Here is a 16,832-nt window from a genome sequence, read left to right on the forward strand (position 1 = left end):
CGTAATGCCTTTGGATTGGGACAAGCTGCGCATTTTTCACGCAGCAGCGGAAGCGGGGTCATTCACCCACGCTGCCGACAGGTTGCATTTGTCCCAGTCGGCCATCAGCCGTCAGGTCAGCGCGCTGGAGCAGGAGATCGGCGTCAAGCTGTTCCATCGCCACGCGCGCGGCCTGATCCTGACCGAACAGGGCGAACTGCTCTATCGCACCGCCCATGACGTGCTGCTGAAGCTCGAAACGGTCAAGATGCAGCTGACCGAGACGACGGAGAAGCCGAGCGGCAAGCTGCGCGTCACCACCACGGTCGGCCTCGGCCAGGGCTGGCTTACCGACAAGATCCAGGAGTTCCTGCAGCTCTATCCCGACATGTCGATCCAGCTGATCCTCGACAACGAGGAACTGGACGTCAACATGCGCCATGCCGACTGCGCCATCCGCCTTCGCCAGCCGCAGCAATCGGACCTCATCCAGCGCAAGCTGTTTACCGTGCACATGCACGTCTACGCCGCCCCGTCCTACATCAACCGGTACGGCGAGCCGCAGTCGATCGAGGATCTCGACAACCACCGCATCATCAGCTTCGGTGAACCGGCACCGGGCTACCTGCTCGACGTGAACTGGCTCGAAGTGGCCGGGCGCACCTCGGACAATCCGCGCATACCGCATCTGCAGATCAACAGCCTGACCTCGATCAAGCGCGCCGCCCTGCTGGGAATCGGCATTGCCATGCTGCCCGACTACATCGTCGGGCGTGATCCGGGGCTGTTGCAGCTGGTGACCAGTGCCGACGTTCCGTCGTTCGACACCTATTTCTGCTATCCGGACGAAATGAAGAACGCAGCCAAGCTGAAGGCTTTCCGCGATTTCATTGTGGCAAAGGCCCGGAATTGGAACTTCTAGAGGTCAAATGCGGAGCAAAAGGTTAAGGCCTGCGGTCAGCGCATGCCTGCAATGCATAAAAAAGCATTGTTCACTGCACAAAAAACCACCATATCGCACTCAGTTGATGCACACGGTGGCTTTTTCCTCCCAGTTCCACCGCATCAGCTGTTCCCCTCTGGAGGTTTTTGACCTTCATAATTAAAGGGCCCTGGAGAAATCCGGCGGCCCTCTTTTTTTTGTGCGAGCGGCGGATGGCGGCTTGTCGCCGAAAACCGCACCGTGAAATTATGCGTGGCAGAGTGTACCAAAAATGGACACTTTTGCATGACCTTTCACGCAAGCGTGAGTTGACCCCCGGTTCTCCTACCATATTTGAAGCGGCATACACCGATACGGACGACTGCTAATGAATCTCGATGAAACCCTCAAAGCGCTTGCACACCCTGCACGCATCGAAATGCTGAACTGGCTCAAGGAACCGGAGCGCCACTTCGCCGCGCAGCTCCAGCCCTTGGCACTCGGCGTGAGTGCCGGCCAGTTCGAACGCTGCGGCCTGTCGCAGTCGACCGTCTCCGCCCATCTCGCGACCCTGCAGCGTGCCGGCCTGATCTCCTCGACCCGTGTTGGCCAGTGGGTTCTATACCGCCGCAACGAAGACACCATCAGCGCCTTCCTCGACGCCTTGAACAAGTTGCTCTGAAGCCCCAGATTCGATGCGCCGGCGCCCCCTCCCGTTCCGCCGGCTTTTCTGGAGATGTTCATGACCAGCCTATTTGATCCGATCGAAATCGGACACATTCCCCTTTCAAATCGTATCGCCATGGCACCGCTGACCCGCAATCGCTCGCCGGGTGCCGTTCCCAATGATCTCAACGTCACCTATTACGAACAGCGCGCCACGGCCGGCCTGCTGATTTCGGAAGGAACGCCGATCAGCCATCAAGGCCAGGGCTATGCCCAGGTGCCCGGCCTATACCTCCCCGAATCGATCGAAGGCTGGAAGCGCGTGACGTCTGCCGTGCATGCTGCCGGTGGCCACATTGCGGCCCAGCTCTGGCATGTCGGCCGTGTGTCGCATACTTCGCTCCAGCCGAACGGCGGCCAGCCTGTCGCCCCGTCGGCCATCCGCGCCAAGTCCAAGACCTATATCGTCAATGAAGACGGCACCGGCGGCTTCGTCGAGACTTCCGAGCCGCGGGCACTGGCGCTCGACGAGATACCGGGCATCCTCGAGGACTATCGCCGCGCCGCCCGCGCCGCGATTGACGCCGGTTTTGATGCCGTGGAGATCCACGCGGCCAACGGCTACCTGATCGACCAGTTCCTCCGCTCGAACGCCAATGCGCGAACCGATGCCTATGGCGGCTCGATCGAGAACCGCACGCGCTTCGCGCTCGAAGTCGTGGACGTGATTGCCAGGGAAATCGGGGCGGAGCGCACCGGCATTCGCCTTTCGCCCGTCACGCCCGCCAACGACGTCTCCGACCCCGACCCGCAGCCCCTGTTCAATCACCTGATCGAAGCGCTTGCCGCCCATGACCTCGCCTTCATCCACGTGATCGAAGGCGCCACCGGCGGGCCACGCGACAACCTTCCCTTCGACTGGGCGGGTTTCAAGGCGGCCTATCGCGCCAGGGGTGGCAAGGCGGCCTGGATGGTCAACAATGGCTACGACCGCGCCATGGCGATGGATGCGGTCGCCTCCGGCCGGGCTGACATGGTGTCCTTCGGCAAGGCCTTCATCGCCAATCCGGACCTGGTGCAGCGCCTGAAGGACGATGCGCCGCTCAACGAAGCGGACCGCGCCACCTTCTACGGCGGCGGCGCCGATGGCTACACGAACTACCCGAGAATGGCCTGAGTTGGATGGCAAGAACCCCGGCCCATCGCCGGGGTTCCTCTTTTCAGTCCCTGCGGTCGCCCTGCCCGCCGAATGCCTCGTTGACCAGTCCGACAGCCGCGCCCATCATGAAGAGCCCGTTGACCGGATGCAGCGCGGAGACAAATGCCAGGCCAAGCTCGCGTCCGAGGACGACCAGCAGGACCTGCAGGCAATAGAGGCAGAACAGCAGAACCGTGCGGCGGCGATGGCGGTACGCCGAAGGGCTCGCCAGCGACAGCGCCAACAGACCGATGACCGGCAGCGACAGGCCGCCGCCGATCGCGCCGTGCAGCGACCAGAGGGCCGCATCGGAGAAGATCGACAGCCCGGCCAGGAAGAACTGCCCGCATATCCCCATCACAAGCGCGGCTGACAGCAGGCGGACGCCGGCGCTGGCGCGGGCCGGGTGGGCGGTCGAAACGGAACTCATGCCGGCCTCCCACGCACGAGGTTCGGTGCAACCTGAGCGACCGACGAGATCGAGGCGGACTTGTCGAGACAACCCAGCGATGAAAGCGTCGCCCGCACAGCCTCGTCGATCGGCGTCTGCGGCTCGCAACCGAGCGTGGCCACCAGCCGGGCGTTGCGCATGCGTATCGGCTGGCGCCACAGATAGCGCATTTCAGCCAGTTCCCGGAACAGCGGCACGAAAGGCGAAGCCAGCCGGACGACCATCCACGGAAAGCGCTTGACCTTCAGATCCGGCTTGCCGGTCACCCGGCGGATCGCCGCCGCCATCTCGGTTCCGTCGGCATCGAAGAATCCGTCCATGTGGAACCGCGCGAGCGGCGGAAGTTCGTCGGCCCGCTCGATCAGCTGCATCATGGTTTCGGCGACATCCGGAAGATAGGCCCATTGATGCCCGACGCCCCGCTTGCCGGGATTGGTGACGAATGCAACCGGCTTGCCCGGCTTGATCAGCCCCTGCGCAAACCAGTTGTTACCGGCGCCAGGGCCGAAGAAATCGCCGGCCCGCACGATCAGCACCGGCGTCCCGCGCCCGGCTGCCGCTTCGAGGCGCTGCTCAAGGGCAACGCGGATCCTGCCCTTGGCGGTCTGCGGGTTCTGCGGGCTGTCCTCGTCGATCAGCGGAAAGGCATCGGGCCCGAAATTGTAGACGGTCCCGGGCATGACGATCCGCGCGCCGACGGCGCCGGCGGCAGCGATCGTATTGTCGATCATCGGCAGGACCAGTTCGCCCCAGTTCCGATAACCCGGCGGATTGACGGCATGGATGATCAGGCTGGCGCCCTGGGCAGCCTTGACGACGTCCTCGCGGCGCATGGCGTCACCCGGTACCCATTCGAACTGCGGGTGGCGCAGCGCCATCTCCCTGGCATTCCTGTGCATGGCGCGCACGCGGTAACCGCGTGTGGCAAGCTTGTGGGCCATGGCGCCACCGATCCCGCCGGTGGCGCCGAGAACGAGGGCAAGCGGCAATTGTATCAATTCCTGTGCCATGACGTGTCTCCTGTGTCCGGCATGTTGCGATGACCGGAGTATCGCCTTCAGCGGATTTATACGGAATTGCCTATTTATCTGGATCCGCTATACATATTCGAATGACCGAGCCGAACGCAAACTGGGATTACTACCGCACCTTCCTTGCCGTGCTGCGCGAGGGGTCGCTGTCGGCCGCCGCGCGGGACTTGGGCCTGACCCAGCCGACCGTCGGTCGTCATATCGATGCGCTGGAAGCGCTCTCCGGCGCTCCGCTCTTCCTGCGCTCGCAGCAGGGCCTGCTGCCGACGGAAACCGCGCAGCAGATGAAACCCTATGCCGAAACCATGGCGGCCACCGCAGCGAGCCTGGCACGTGCCGCAAGCGGCCAGCCCGGCCGCGTCACCGGTACGGTACGCATCAGCGCCAGCGAGGTGATCGGCATTGAAGTCCTGCCGCCGATCATAGCCGACCTTCAGGAACGGCATCCCGCTCTCAATGTGGAACTCTCGGTCTCGGACGCCGTCGAGGATCTGTTGCGCCAGGAGGCCGATATCGCGGTGCGCATGGTGCCGCCATCGCAGGGGGCGCTGGTGAGCCGCCGGATCGGCGCCATTCCTCTTGGACTGCACGCGCACCGCCGCTATCTCGAGCGCCACGGCACGCCGACAGGGCTCGATCAGCTCTCATCCCACCGGCTGATCGGCTTCGACCGGCAGCTCGCCTATATCCGGGCGATTCTCAAGGACAAGCCCAAGCTCGCCGACATCCATTTCACCATGCGCACCGACAGCAACCTTGCCCAGATGGCCATGATTCAGGCAGCCGGCGGTATCGGCATGTGCCAGAACACGCTTGCCCGGCGCGATCCCAACCTGGTTCCGGTCCTGGCCGAGACGATCGACCTGTCGCTGGAAACCTATGTCGTCATGCATGAAAATTTGAAGGCGGCGGCCCGCTGTCGCGTCACCTTCGACGCATTGGTCGCCGGGCTGCTCGACTACATATCCGGATAAGGAGAATCGGATGACCGAACTATCACGCGTCGAACGCGACGCGTCGGCCGGAACCGGCAGCGGCCCCACCGGCGGCTTTGCGCCTCTGGTGCCCGAACTCGACGTCACCAGCATCGAGGCGAGCCTCGCCTTCTGGTGCGGCGCCCTCGGCTTTCGCATCGCCTACGAACGGCGGCAGGCGAAGTTCGCCTACCTCGAGCGGCAGGGCGCGCAGATCATGCTGTGTGAAATCAACGGCAACTGGCAGGTGGCGGGGCTCGAACGGCCGTTCGGACGCGGTATCAATTTCCAGATCGCCACGGACGAACTTGAATCAATACTTGAAGCTCTTCGCAAACTGGATTGGCCGCTCTTCGAAGAGCCGAGCGAAAGCTGGTATCGCATTGGCGAGACTGAGGAAACCGGTTCGCGGGAATTCCTCGTACAGGACCCTGACGGCTATCTGATCCGGTTCGCCCAGTCGATCGGCCGCCGCAACATCGCTTAAGCCGGCGTTTCACCGGACTGGTAGCGATCGACGATCTCGACTTCCGGCCGGTCGCCGCCGTCGCTGACCTCGTAGTGCCACTTGCCCTTCTCGTCCTGATAGCTGATCTTGACGGGCTCGTCCCCGACCTGCTGCTCCTGCATGACGATACGCGCTGCCTCCAGGGCCTCGTCGTGGCTGGCAAAGCTTTCGGAGAAAACGTCGCCGAGCTTGTAGGCCCATCCCCCGTCATGGGGAACGATCTCGTAGGCAACCTTGGTCATTCTGTCCTCCTTTCTTAAGCTTTGGCTTAGTATCGCATCAAGCGCATCAATCCGCAAACCCGAAGCGGGGCGGAACAGTTCCATCCGCTCGTCCGTTCTCGCCAATCGCACCTGAAGGTCTGCACGCAATGCACAGGAGCCGCCCATGCTGAGACAGGAAAAAATCCTTCTCTTTCCAATCCTTATGGCCGTTCTCGGATTCAGTCTGGAACACGAGATCCTCGCCATGGGCACGGCCGTGTCGCTCGTCGGCGCCGCGATCCTGATCGGCGCCATCGTCGCGGCATCGCTGCGCGTCGCCCACCATGCGGAAGTGCTCGCCGTCAAGGTCGGCGATCCCTACGGCACGATGATCCTGACGCTTTCGGCGGTGGCGGTGGAAGTACTCATCCTCGCCACCATGATGAACAACGAAGGCTCGCCGACCCTGGTGCGCGACACGATCTATTCGGCGGTGATGCTCGACATCAACGGCATTCTCGGCCTTGCCGCCCTCCTTGGCGGCCTGAAGCATGGCGAGCAGCCGTATAACGACGATTCGGGCAAGACCTACGGCGTGATGATCCTGACCGCCATGGGCATTTCCATGGTCGTGCCGGAATTCATTCCGCGCGACAAATGGCAGTATTTTTCCTTCTTCACCATCTTCGCCATGGTGGCGCTCTACGGCCTGTTCCTGCGCATGCAGGTCGGCACCCACAGCTATTTCTTCAGCTACAGCTATCCGCGCGGCAAGAGCCGCGATGCCGAAGAGCCCGACCCCGCCGACGCGGGTGAGCCGACGGCCCGCTCGATCGGCGTCATCCTGTTCGGCGTCGTCCTGATCGGCGCGCTCGCCGAGCTCATGTCGACCTTCATGAACATCGGCTTGAAGGAGATCGGCGCGCCGGTCGCGCTCACCGCCATCCTCGTCGCCGGCATTTCCGCCGGGCCTGAGATCCTCACCGCACTTCGCGCAGCCCTTGCCGACCGCATGCAGGCGACGGTCAACATCGCCATGGGCGCCTCGCTGTCGACCGTCATCCTGACCGTGCCGGTGATGGAGGCGATCGCCCTCTATACCGGCCAGCCTTTCATCATGGCGATGACGCCGGTGCAGACCGTGATGGTTGCCATCACGCTGATCGCCGCGGCCATCAACCTCAATGACGGCGAGACGAATGCGATCGAGGGCATGACCCATTTCATCCTCTTCGCCACCTTCATCATGCTGTCCTTCCTCGGCCTCTGACGGCTTTTCCTCACCCGAAAGGGCGGAACTTTTTCCGCCCTAGCCCCGTTCCCCGGACATGGTCCCCAGCGTGATGAACGGCTCGCCCCATTCTCACCAAGATAGCGGACCAGAAACCTCCCGCGGTCACGGGGGGCTAACTCGGGAGCCGAACCTTGAAGAGACTCGACGTTATCGACGGCATGCGCGGCTACTTTCTGGTCTTCATGCTGGTCAACCACCTGGTCTTCACCGGCGGCCTCTGGCTCGTGCAGATCAACCACCGCAACCTGGCCTTCGTCGAGGATGCGCAGGGCTTCGTCTTCCTGTCGGGCCTTTTGACCGGCATGGTCTATGCCCGCAAGATGATGAAGGACGGCTATGCCGTGGCGCGTGACCGGATCTGGTCGCGGGTCTTCGAACTCTACCGCTACGCCATGGGGATCGTGCTGGCGATTCTCGCCCTGAAGCTCATGCTGCCGGGTGCCGCAGAGATCTGGACCAACTGGCTCGGCGCAACCCGTATCGACGATCCGTTGCGTCTCGCAGCCATTGCCGGCTTCCTGTTCCAGCCGACCTTCATGGACATCCTGCCGCAATACATCATCTACATGTTCTTCGCTCCGGCCATCATCTGGCTCTGCGTGCAGGGCCGGTGGAAGACGGTCGCGATCATTTCCGTGCTGACGTGGATGGCCGCACAGCTCGGCCTGCAGCGCATCGTCACCTATCCGGTGAGCGACTGGCTGTCGGGCGGCGCTGACGCCGAGAAGGAAGGCATTCGTGCCTCGTTCAACCTGCTCGGCTGGCAGATCGTCTTCTTCGCCGGCCTGCTTGCCGGAACGCTGACCTCGATGAAGAAGGTCGAGTGGACCCGCATCTTCGATCCGGACAAGGATTTCATCGCCAAGGCGGCGCTGGCCGTCTGCGCCTTCTTCCTGCCGCTGCGCATCCTGACCGCCCACGGCCTGATGCCGGGTATCGTGCTGGAAAAATTCGGCCTGATGGAAGTGCGCGCCGACTTCGGTCCGGTCTATCTCCTGAACTTCGCCGCCGTCGCCTATGGCCTCGCCTGGCTGCTGATCGCCGGCCCGCGCCACGACAACGCGACCATCCGCAAGATCGCCTCGGCGCTCACCGGCCTGTTCTCGCTGAGCTATCTCCAACTGCTCGGCCGCCATTCGCTGCAGATCTATGTCTGGCACGTGCTGATCGTCTACGGGGTCTTCTACATCGACGGCCGGTTCGGCGCTTTCTCCGACGCGACCAAGACCGTAATTACCTTCGGCTCGCTGGCACTGCTTAGCCTGCCCGCCCTCTGGCGCGAGCGCAACCGCACCTCCGCCCCTGCCCCCGTGCCGAGGCCGCTTCCGACGATGAAGCCGGCCACCTGACGGCTGTGACAACATCCAGGAAACGAAAAGGGCGGGACCGCGAGGCCCCGCCCTTTCTCGTTTTGTCTCTTATAGCGCTTACTTGCAGGCGGCGCAGAAACGCTGGATGCGCTTGCAGGCCTCTTCCAGCTGCTCTTCCGACGTCGCATAGGAAATGCGGAAGTTCGGGCCGAGCCCGAAGGCCGAACCGTGGACGACGGCCACGCCTTCCGATTCCAGCAGTTCGCTGACGAAATCCTCGTCCGTTTCCATCACCTTGCCCGACGGAGCGGTCTTGCCCATCAGCCCGGCGCAGGACGGATAGACGTAGAAGGCGCCTTCCGGCGACGGGCAGACGATGCCCTTGGCCTGGTTCAGCATCGAGACGACGAGATCGCGGCGGCCTTCGAAGATCTTCTTGTTGGCCGGGATGAAGTCCTGCGGACCGTTGAGCGCCTCGACGGCGGCCCACTGGGCGATCGAGCAGGCGCCGGACGTCTGCTGGCCCTGGATCATGTCCATCGCCTTGATCAGTTCGATCGGGCCGGCCGCATAACCGATGCGCCAGCCGGTCATGGCATAGGCCTTCGACACGCCGTTCATCGTCAGCGTGCGATCGTAGAGCTTCGGCTCGACCTCGACCGGGGTGGCGAACTTGAAGTCGCCATAGGTCAGGTGCTCGTACATGTCGTCGGTCAGGATCCAGACCTGCGGATGCTTGACCAGAACGTCGGTCAGCGCCTTCAGCTCGTCATGGCTGTAGGCCGCACCCGACGGGTTGGACGGCGAGTTGAAGATGAACCACTTGGTCTTCGGCGTGATGACGCTTTCGAGTTCGGCAGCCGTCAGCTTGAAGTTGTTCTCCTGCTTGGTCGAGACGAACACCGGCGTACCGCCGCACAGCGCCACCATCTCCGGGTAGGATACCCAGTAGGGCGCCGGCACGATGACTTCATCGCCCGGGTTCAGGGTCGCCATGAAGGCGTTGAAGAGAATCTGCTTTCCGCCGGTGCCGACGATCGTCTGCTCCGGCTTGTAGTCGAGGCCGTTCTCGCGCTTGAACTTCTCGGCGATCGCCTTGCGCAGTTCCGGAATGCCCGAAACCGGCGTGTATTTCGTCTCGCCGCGGTTGATCGCGTCGATCGCAGCCTTCTTGATATTGTCCGGGGTATCGAAGTCGGGCTCACCGGCGCCGAGGCCGATCACGTCGCGGCCCTTGGCCTTCAGCTCGCGAGCTTTCTGCGAGACTGCGATGGTTGCGGAGGGCTTTACGCGGGATAGAGCGTCGGCGATGAATGCCATTGTGATTGTCCTGAAGCTGTTGATCGGCGGAACCTCGATCGGCCAAGGCCCCAGGTTCAAGTTCTATGGCGAAATCGCGTCTGCGTTTCAAGCGGAAAGCGGCCGGGCCGCGGCAATCGCCAAAGTTTTCATTTTTAAGTCTTTCTTAATCCGCAGGTAAGTCTTCGGCGATAGACTTGCGTGCGCGACACTCAAGCAGCAATCAAGACGCGAAACCAATGACCACGAACAGCATCTATGCCCAGCTCGTCAATGCCGGAGGTGCCTGGTCGACGGCCTATGGTCCCTTCGTGCTGCGCTCCGCGCTGCAGCCGATCTTCAAGAGAGTGGCGGACGGAGTGTTCGATGTTCACGCCTTCCAGGGACTGGTGCGGGCCGAACGCAACGGAGAGGCCTATCCACCCTCGCAATTCTTCCCGCTGGTTGCGCCGGAGGACCTGCCCGCCGTCGACAGCCTGCTGCGCAGCATCCACATCCTCAACGCCGGCCTGCTGCAGCGGGATCGCACTCTGGTTCTGGTGAGCTTCCAGCCGCAGCTCTTCACCGACGGCGTCGAGCAGCGCCACGAACTCGACCGCATCCGCCTCGCGGCCCACGAGGCCCGACTGGCGCCCGAGCGCATCATCTGCGACGTGTCGGCCGCCAGCGGCAACGGCAAGCTGATCGCTCGCACGATCGAACAACTGCGTGGGGCCGGCCCGCGCATCTCCATGTCGAACTACGAGGCGAGCGAACATGACATCCAGGACGTACTGGCGCTGCGGCCCGACTTCGTCCGCTTCGACGGGGACTGGGTGCGGGACTACCTGCACAATTCCGCCGGTTCCGCCCTGCTGCGCGTCATCGTGCGGCAATTGCAGGACGAAGGCATAGAGCCGATCTTCGAACACCTCGAAGAAACCTGGCAGGTCGATCTCTGCCTCGAACTCGGCGTGACCTTGCTGCAGGGCTATGCGCTGGCCCGGCCGCAGATCGCCCCGACGGGGTTCAACGACGAATATCCGGAAATGCTGCTGCCCCCGGCCGATCCGGCGACCGCTCCCGCGCCACCATCGGAGAGCCAAGCGGAGCCCCCGTCCGTCGCCTCGCCACGCGGCGAGCCCGTGACGCGCCCGATCCGGGTCTTCGGCAAGCGGCGCTAGCACGCCTCGCTTGCAGGCATCCTGCTCATATCAATGGCAGGCATCGATCGCGCCACCATATCGCCACGACAAATGCCGGATGACGCCGCAATTCGGTCCCCGTGAAGCCCTCAAACGGGGTTCTTCTCCCTCGCATTGTACGAATTCAATTGCGAGGATAGACGAATGTTTCTGGAAGACGAGAATTCCGAAGCGCGTCCCTGGTTCCAACGGTTCTTTGAGCGCGGCCGCGTGGCGTTTGTCGGCCTGTTTGCCTGCGCCGCCATGCTGATCGGCCTCGCCGCCACGGCCCGCGCCGAGACCTTGCCGCCGCAGCCGGCAGGCAATGCCGCCATCGTCCTTCCCCTCGCCGCCACCCCGGATGCCGCCGACCGGGTACAGCCGTCCGAGCACACAACCTCCGTCACCGTCGATCCGATGCCGACCGCCTCGACGCCGATCATCGCCCCGCGCCTGGTCGGAACGCCGACCGGCCCGACGCTGCCGCAGGCCGAAACGCTCTCCGACCGGTACATCCTTCTCGGCCTGATGATGGTCTGCTTCGCCGCGATGGCGGCGGGCAGCCTGGCGCTTTGGCGCCGCAGCCTGAAGGAACTGTTCCGTGCAGAATCGGGCCGCCGTCGTGCCTGAACACCCACCTCGCAGGCGCCCGCCGCTGTGGCGCCGTCTCGGCCCGGCCGAACGCGCCATGGCCCTCGGCCTTGTCATCGTCGCGATCGGCGGCCTTCTACTGATCGCCGACGGACTCTACATCAAGGCCAGGGCAGCCGACACCCTCCCGTCCTCGGGCGCAACATCCACCCGATTGTCCATTCCGGCCGCGCCTGACGGCCACCGCCGCGCAAAAGGAACTGCAGACCCAAGCCTCACGTTCTTGCCCTCGCCTCTTGCCAACGCTTCTTCACTCCCCAGATAGAACACTGGATCAAAGGGAGGCCGCCATATGTCCAGGACCGCAGCAAGACAAAGCCCGGCATATCGCATGCGATCAGCGGCATTGGCCTCGCTCGCCCTTGTACTGGCGGCAGCGCCGGCCATGGCCGCGGATCGCTTTCCCTCGAAGAAGGCAGAACTGGAAGTGACCGCGATCGCGACCGGCCTGGAACATCCGTGGTCGGTGGAAGTGCTGCCCGACGGCGCTTACATCGTCACCGAGCGCCCCGGACGGCTGCGGATCGTGCGGGCGATGAAGGTCGGCGAACCGATCACCGGCCTGCCGGAACTCTTCGTCGGCGGCCAGGGCGGCCTGCTCGACGTGGCCCTTTCGCCCGACTTTTCAAAAAGCCGCAAACTCTATTTCACCGCCTCCATACCGGGGGACGGAGGCCAGGGAACGGCGCTCTTCGTCGCCCGCCTGTCCGACGACGAGGCGAAGCTGGAAAACGTCGAAAAGCTATTCGCCATGAACCGCTTCACCGACACCACCCAGCACTTTGGCTCGCGCATCGCGATCGCCAGGGACGGCAGCCTGTTCTTCGGCATTGGCGAGCGTGGCGAGATGGATCGGGCGCAGGACCCGCAGGATCATGCCGGCTCGATCCTGCATGTCGGCACCGACGGCAAGCCTGCCGCGGGCAATCCCTTCGCCGATGGCGGCAAGGGCCTCCCCGAGATCTGGTCGATCGGCCATCGCAATCCGCAAGGCATCGTCATCGACCCCGCAGACGGCACGCTCTTCACCGTCGAGCATGGCGCGCGCGGCGGCGACGAGATCAACGCTCCGAAGGCCGGCAGCAATTACGGCTGGCCGGTCGTTTCCTACGGCAAGCATTATTCCGGCGCGGAAATCGGCATAGGCCAGTCGGCCGAGGGCTACGAATTGCCCGTCCACTATTGGGATCCGTCGATCGCACCCGGCGCCATCGATGTCTATCGCGGCGCCATGTTCCCGGAATGGGATGGCGATTTTCTCGTCGCCGCCCTCAAATACGAACTCCTGGCCCGCATCGAACGCGATGAGAGCGGCGCGATCATCGGCGAGGAACGCCTGCTCGCGGGCGAATACGGGCGCCTGCGCGACGTGAAGGTCGCCCCGGACGGCTCCGTCCTGCTGGTGACCGACGAGGAAGACGGCCGGTTGCTGCGCATCAGCCGCGCCGTCACCCCTTAGTCCCCTGACCGGGCCGAACCCGCCCAGACCGGCGTCCAGTTCTGCGGCCCGCCGAGGTCGTTGCCGTCGCAGGCGCCTTTGACACGCTGGTCCATCAGCACAAGCACATGGTTGCTGCGCGCCAGGTCGACATGCCACCGGTACCACGAACCGCAATCACCGGAGCCCCGACCGCGGTGAAAGGACGTCAGTGTCTTGGTCGAGGGTTCGTAGGTCAGATTGTAGGCGGTCATCAGGATCGACGGCCCCTCCTTTGTCATATCCGGAAACACGATGCGGTGGAGGCTGGCTTCGTCGATGCCGAAATAGAGGGCGTACGGTTCGTTATAGGCGCCGGGCGTGCCGCAGGGCATGAAAACCAGACGATTGCCCTCAGCGTCCTCCAGGTCTGTGCCGGACGCGAACCGGAGCCTCGCCTCCTCCACATGACAGGGCGAGGATTCCTGCGTGAACGCCGGGAGAATGGGTGCCGGTATCGCGTCATAACTGTCGATCGCTTTCGCGACAGGCCGTTCCGCCGCCGGCATCTCGCCGCTTGGTTCGGTGGCACACATCGCACCGGCAGCCGCCGCCGTGACGCTGGCGATCGTCAGCAGTCCCCTCGTCAATGCTCGCGCTGCCGTCATGTTCCTGTTCGCTTCCGGATATCTCTCGCCGAACTTTCGTCCCGACGATCGACCTTGTCGAACACAAAATCAACTGTTACGCCTCGCCTCCCACCATCCATCCGCAATCCGGAATCCCATGTCTCGCATCCAGGCCAATCTCCTCCTCCTTCTCGCCGCCGCGATCTGGGGCGGAGGTTTTGTCGCCCAGTCGGAGGCGATGGAATGGCTCGGGCCCAACTGGTTCAACGCGTTGCGTTTCACGCTGGCGACGCTCGCCGTCTTGCCCTTCGCGCTCCGCGAGGCGAGAGCCGCCGCCCGCCCCTTGACGCTTGGCGACTATGGCTGGTTCCTGCTGGTCGGGCTTTCCCTGCTCGCCGCGCAGACCCTGCAGCAGATCGGCATCCAGTCGACCAGCGTCACCAATGCCAGCTTCCTCACCGGCCTCTATGTCGTTCTCGTGCCGGTGATCGCCGTCGCCGTCCTGCGTCGTCGGCCACACTGGGTCATCTGGCCGGCTGCATTGCTCACCGTGCTCGGCATCCTGCTGCTGAACGGCGGATCACTGTCGGCCCTTGGCGACGGCGACATCCTCGTCATTCTGTGCGCCATCTTCCTTGCCGTTCAGATCACGCTGACGCCGATCGCGGTCAGGATCAGCGAGCGGCCTCTGGCGCTTGCCACCGTGCAGTTTGCCGTCTGCGGCCTAGGCGCGGGTCTCGCCGCCACGGCGCTGGAGCCGATCAGCGGCAACGCCATCGCTTCGGCTCTGCCCGAGATCCTCTATGGCGGACTGCTCTCGTCGGGCCTCGCCTTCGTCCTGCAGATCATCGGCCAGCGCTACACGACCGCCCCGCAGGCGGCGATCTTCCTGTCGTCGGAGGCCCTGTTCGGCGCGCTGTTCGGCGCGGTCCTGCTGGCCGAGACCCTTCCCGGCATCGGGTATGTCGGTTGCGGCCTGATCTTTGCCGCCATGCTGCTGGTAGAACTCGTGCCGGAACTGACCCGGCGGCGGGCCATTGCAGCCTAGCTGCTTATTTCACCCAAAGCGAAAATGCGCCAACTTTTCCTAATGAAGGAAGGTTTTGACCAAAAAATGCATCGCTCACGATGCAGTGCGCGCCAGCCAAGAAAAATATTTCGCCAAACGGGCCTCAAGCCCGCAAAACAGGGGCTTTCGGGGCTCCTGCGCGCGTCGGAGGTTGGAAAACTTTCGCTTGCCAATTTTTAATAAACCAAGCACTCTTCGCGAGTTCGGGCAATTTTGCGAGCGGGAAGACCTTATAATACATGCGCGCCGGAGACGCAAAAAGTTCCGGGCAGGTTATGCACTACAGAAGCGAGTATACTTGCTTTTTTAGCGTTGGCTTGCGGTAACAGGGGCCCTTTCCTCAAATACCGAGAAATGCCTGTCGATCACCCGGTTACGGGTAACATTGCAATGCTGCCCCGCCGACACAGGGCAGAGAGAAAAGGACCTGACGCATGGCCGAGACTGGCATCGTAAAATTCTTCAATACCGACAAGGGCTTTGGCTTCATCAAGCCTGACAATGGCGGCGCGGACATCTTCGTACACATTTCCGCCGTCCAGGCTTCCGGACTGCAGGGACTTTCTGAGAATCAGAAGGTCAGCTACGACACCGAACCTGATCGTCGCGGCAAGGGCCCGAAGGCCGTCAACCTGCAGATCGCCGGCTGACATTCGCATCTTGCTTCGGCATGGCTTTTCCGCCCGGCAGGTTTGCCGGGTTTTTTCGTTCAGGCTGCATTCAGCCGGCCGCCCCTATCCTGACTTCATTGTTCGCTAGATGCGACGAAGACAATTGCAGGTCACAGGAAGGCTGAGCCATGATGAACTTCGCGAAATATTCCCTGTTGTCGGCAGCGATCGCCATCGTGCCGCTGGCCGCATCGTCCGAGGCCAATGCGGGCGACTACTACCGGCGCCACCACAACCAGGACGCACTTGCAGCAGGCGCCATCGGCCTTGCCGCCGGCCTGGTCACCGGTGCCGTGATCGCCAGCCAGCCGCGCACCGTCTATGTCGAGCCGGAGCCGATCTATGACGAGCCGGAACGCGTCTACATCGAGCCGGAACCGGTCTATGTCGACGAATATCCGCCGGCGCCGCGCCCGGTCTATGGCGCAGCGGTCGAGCCGTGGTCGCCGGAATGGTATGACTATTGCTCGGCTCGCTACCGCAGCTTCAATGCCCGCTCGGGCACCTATGTCGGCTATGACGGCCGCTCGCATTTCTGCACCGCCGGCTGAGCCGACGGTCTTCGAAATCCGAAAGAAATGCGCCGCATCGCCGGCGCGTTTTTTCGTTTCGGCCCTTCGTTTACGCGCTCAGATCCCGCGCAGGAAGGGGTTTGTGCGGCGCTCCTCGCCGATCCGGCCGCCCGGCCCATGGCCGCAGATGAAACCGACGTCGTCGCCCAGCGGTAGCACCTTGTCGCGGATCGAGTTGAGAAGCGTCTGATGGTCCCCGCCGGGCAAGTCCGTCCGGCCGATCGAACCGGAAAACAGCACGTCCCCCACATGGGCAAAGTTCTGCGCGCGGTTGAAGAAGATGACGTGGCCCGGCGCATGGCCGGGGCAATGGAAGACCTCGAATTCATGCACGCCGAACGACACCTTGTCGCCCTCTTCCAGCCAGCGATCGGGCACGGTGTTGCGCACCTTCATCGGCACATTGAACATCAGCGCCTGCTGCTCGAGCTTCTGCAACAGCGGCAAGTCGTCCTTGTGTGGACCGACGATCTCGATGCCGAGTGCTTCCTTCAGTTCCTGCGCCCCGCCGGCATGGTCGATATGGCCATGGGTCAGCCAGATCTCCTTCAGAGTAATGCCGTTTTCCTTGAGCGTTTGGAGGATCACATCGACATCACCGCCAGGATCAACGATTACGCCTTCATGCGTATCGCTATCGAACAGGATCGTGCAGTTCTGCTGAAAGGGGGTCACCGGTATGATCCCGGCCTGCATTTGTCCCATGGGGCAGTTCCTTCTTTTTACGCGGGCTGCGCATAACACGTCCTCGGCAAAACTTAAATCCGCGAAGCCTTGCCGGTAAACTGTGCGATCCCGGTAATTTCGTTGGAGTTTTTCCCCGTC

At 63.1% G+C, this 16,832-nt stretch carries 19 protein-coding genes; 13 read left to right on the forward strand and 6 right to left on the reverse strand.

What is annotated here, in order from left to right:
• The first annotated feature begins 4 nt into the window (after positions 1–4).
• The 3 genes from L867_RS0103840 (at position 5) to L867_RS0103850 (ending at position 2,744) form a co-directional block, all read left to right on the forward strand.
• Complete coding sequence (locus L867_RS0103840) at positions 5–901, forward strand: LysR family transcriptional regulator VtlR (RefSeq protein ID WP_028735655.1); 897 nt, start codon at positions 5–7, stop codon at positions 899–901.
• A gap of 388 nt (positions 902–1,289) precedes the next feature.
• Complete coding sequence (locus L867_RS0103845; protein ID WP_028735656.1) at positions 1,290–1,583, forward strand: ArsR/SmtB family transcription factor; 294 nt, start codon at positions 1,290–1,292, stop codon at positions 1,581–1,583.
• A 60-nt stretch (positions 1,584–1,643) separates the two neighbouring features.
• Positions 1,644–2,744 (forward strand): alkene reductase, encoded by a 1,101-nt coding sequence (locus tag L867_RS0103850; RefSeq protein ID WP_028735657.1) that lies wholly within the window; start codon positions 1,644–1,646, stop codon positions 2,742–2,744.
• Positions 2,745–2,787: 43 nt separating this feature from the next.
• Here the strand turns inward: L867_RS0103850 and L867_RS24520 are convergent, their stop codons facing one another.
• Both L867_RS24520 and L867_RS0103860 read right to left on the reverse strand, forming a co-directional pair.
• Entirely contained in the window at positions 2,788–3,195 is a 408-nt protein-coding gene (locus tag L867_RS24520) for a DUF6220 domain-containing protein (protein WP_051438797.1), read from the reverse strand.
• Positions 3,192–4,226 (reverse strand): NAD-dependent epimerase/dehydratase family protein, encoded by a 1,035-nt coding sequence (locus L867_RS0103860; RefSeq protein WP_028735658.1) that lies wholly within the window; start codon positions 4,224–4,226, stop codon positions 3,192–3,194. The genes L867_RS24520 and L867_RS0103860 overlap by 4 nt, the downstream gene beginning before the upstream one ends.
• 101 nt (positions 4,227–4,327) lie before the next feature.
• On the opposite strand from L867_RS0103860, the gene L867_RS0103865 reads away from it, so the two are divergent.
• Together L867_RS0103865 and L867_RS0103870 are read left to right on the forward strand one after the other, a co-directional pair.
• Positions 4,328–5,221, forward strand: a complete 894-nt coding sequence (locus L867_RS0103865) for a LysR family transcriptional regulator (protein WP_028735659.1) — start codon at positions 4,328–4,330, stop codon at positions 5,219–5,221.
• A 10-nt stretch (positions 5,222–5,231) separates the two neighbouring features.
• Positions 5,232–5,708 carry a bleomycin resistance protein gene (locus L867_RS0103870; protein WP_084638438.1) on the forward strand — a complete coding sequence of 159 codons (477 nt, stop codon included), beginning with the start codon at positions 5,232–5,234 and terminating at the stop codon, positions 5,706–5,708.
• On the opposite strand, the gene L867_RS0103875 is transcribed toward L867_RS0103870, so the two are convergent.
• Positions 5,705–5,971, reverse strand: coding sequence for a DUF2188 domain-containing protein (locus tag L867_RS0103875; RefSeq protein ID WP_028735661.1), 267 nt, complete (start codon positions 5,969–5,971; stop codon positions 5,705–5,707). The two genes, L867_RS0103870 and L867_RS0103875, sit on opposite strands and share 4 nt — an antisense overlap.
• 145 nt (positions 5,972–6,116) lie before the next feature.
• On the opposite strand from L867_RS0103875, the gene L867_RS0103880 reads away from it, so the two are divergent.
• A complete protein-coding gene (locus L867_RS0103880) occupies positions 6,117–7,202 on the forward strand; it encodes a calcium:proton antiporter (protein WP_028735662.1) in 1,086 nt (361 codons plus the stop codon).
• Positions 7,203–7,357: 155 nt separating this feature from the next.
• Positions 7,358–8,575, forward strand: a complete 1,218-nt coding sequence (locus L867_RS0103885) for an OpgC family protein (protein WP_028735663.1) — start codon at positions 7,358–7,360, stop codon at positions 8,573–8,575.
• A 78-nt stretch (positions 8,576–8,653) separates the two neighbouring features.
• Here the strand turns inward: L867_RS0103885 and L867_RS0103890 are convergent, their stop codons facing one another.
• Positions 8,654–9,856, reverse strand: a complete 1,203-nt coding sequence (locus L867_RS0103890; protein WP_028735664.1) for a pyridoxal phosphate-dependent aminotransferase — start codon at positions 9,854–9,856, stop codon at positions 8,654–8,656.
• Between the two features lie 218 nt (positions 9,857–10,074).
• Here L867_RS0103890 and L867_RS0103900 point away from each other — a divergent pair, with 218 nt between their 5' ends.
• From L867_RS0103900 to L867_RS0103910, 3 genes are all read left to right on the forward strand, one after another.
• Positions 10,075–10,998, forward strand: coding sequence for an EAL domain-containing protein (locus L867_RS0103900; RefSeq protein ID WP_028735665.1), 924 nt, complete (start codon positions 10,075–10,077; stop codon positions 10,996–10,998).
• Positions 10,999–11,163: 165 nt separating this feature from the next.
• A complete protein-coding gene (locus L867_RS0103905) occupies positions 11,164–11,628 on the forward strand; it encodes a hypothetical protein (RefSeq protein WP_028735666.1) in 465 nt (154 codons plus the stop codon).
• A gap of 352 nt (positions 11,629–11,980) precedes the next feature.
• Positions 11,981–13,108, forward strand: a complete 1,128-nt coding sequence (locus tag L867_RS0103910) for a PQQ-dependent sugar dehydrogenase (RefSeq protein ID WP_028735667.1) — start codon at positions 11,981–11,983, stop codon at positions 13,106–13,108.
• On the opposite strand, the gene L867_RS26310 is transcribed toward L867_RS0103910, so the two are convergent.
• Positions 13,105–13,734 (reverse strand): DUF1176 domain-containing protein, encoded by a 630-nt coding sequence (locus tag L867_RS26310; protein ID WP_084638439.1) that lies wholly within the window; start codon positions 13,732–13,734, stop codon positions 13,105–13,107. The genes L867_RS0103910 and L867_RS26310 overlap by 4 nt on opposite strands.
• Before the next feature lie 118 nt (positions 13,735–13,852).
• On the opposite strand from L867_RS26310, the gene L867_RS0103920 reads away from it, so the two are divergent.
• From L867_RS0103920 to L867_RS0103930, 3 genes are all read left to right on the forward strand, one after another.
• The gene (locus tag L867_RS0103920) at positions 13,853–14,743 is read left to right on the forward strand and encodes a DMT family transporter (protein ID WP_028735669.1); all 891 of its coding nucleotides are present in this window, start codon (positions 13,853–13,855) and stop codon (positions 14,741–14,743) included.
• 455 nt (positions 14,744–15,198) lie between these two features.
• Positions 15,199–15,414 carry a cold-shock protein gene (locus L867_RS0103925; protein ID WP_028735670.1) on the forward strand — a complete coding sequence of 72 codons (216 nt, stop codon included), beginning with the start codon at positions 15,199–15,201 and terminating at the stop codon, positions 15,412–15,414.
• 149 nt (positions 15,415–15,563) lie between these two features.
• Positions 15,564–15,986, forward strand: a complete 423-nt coding sequence (locus tag L867_RS0103930; protein WP_028735671.1) for a BA14K family protein — start codon at positions 15,564–15,566, stop codon at positions 15,984–15,986.
• A gap of 78 nt (positions 15,987–16,064) precedes the next feature.
• Here L867_RS0103930 and L867_RS0103935 read toward each other — a convergent pair whose 3' ends face one another.
• Entirely contained in the window at positions 16,065–16,712 is a 648-nt protein-coding gene (locus L867_RS0103935) for an MBL fold metallo-hydrolase (RefSeq protein WP_028735672.1), read from the reverse strand.
• Positions 16,713–16,832: the final 120 nt, after the last annotated feature.

The sequence above is a fragment of the Paenirhizobium selenitireducens ATCC BAA-1503 genome (assembly GCF_000518785.1).
Lineage (GTDB): Bacteria > Pseudomonadota > Alphaproteobacteria > Rhizobiales > Rhizobiaceae > Allorhizobium > Allorhizobium selenitireducens.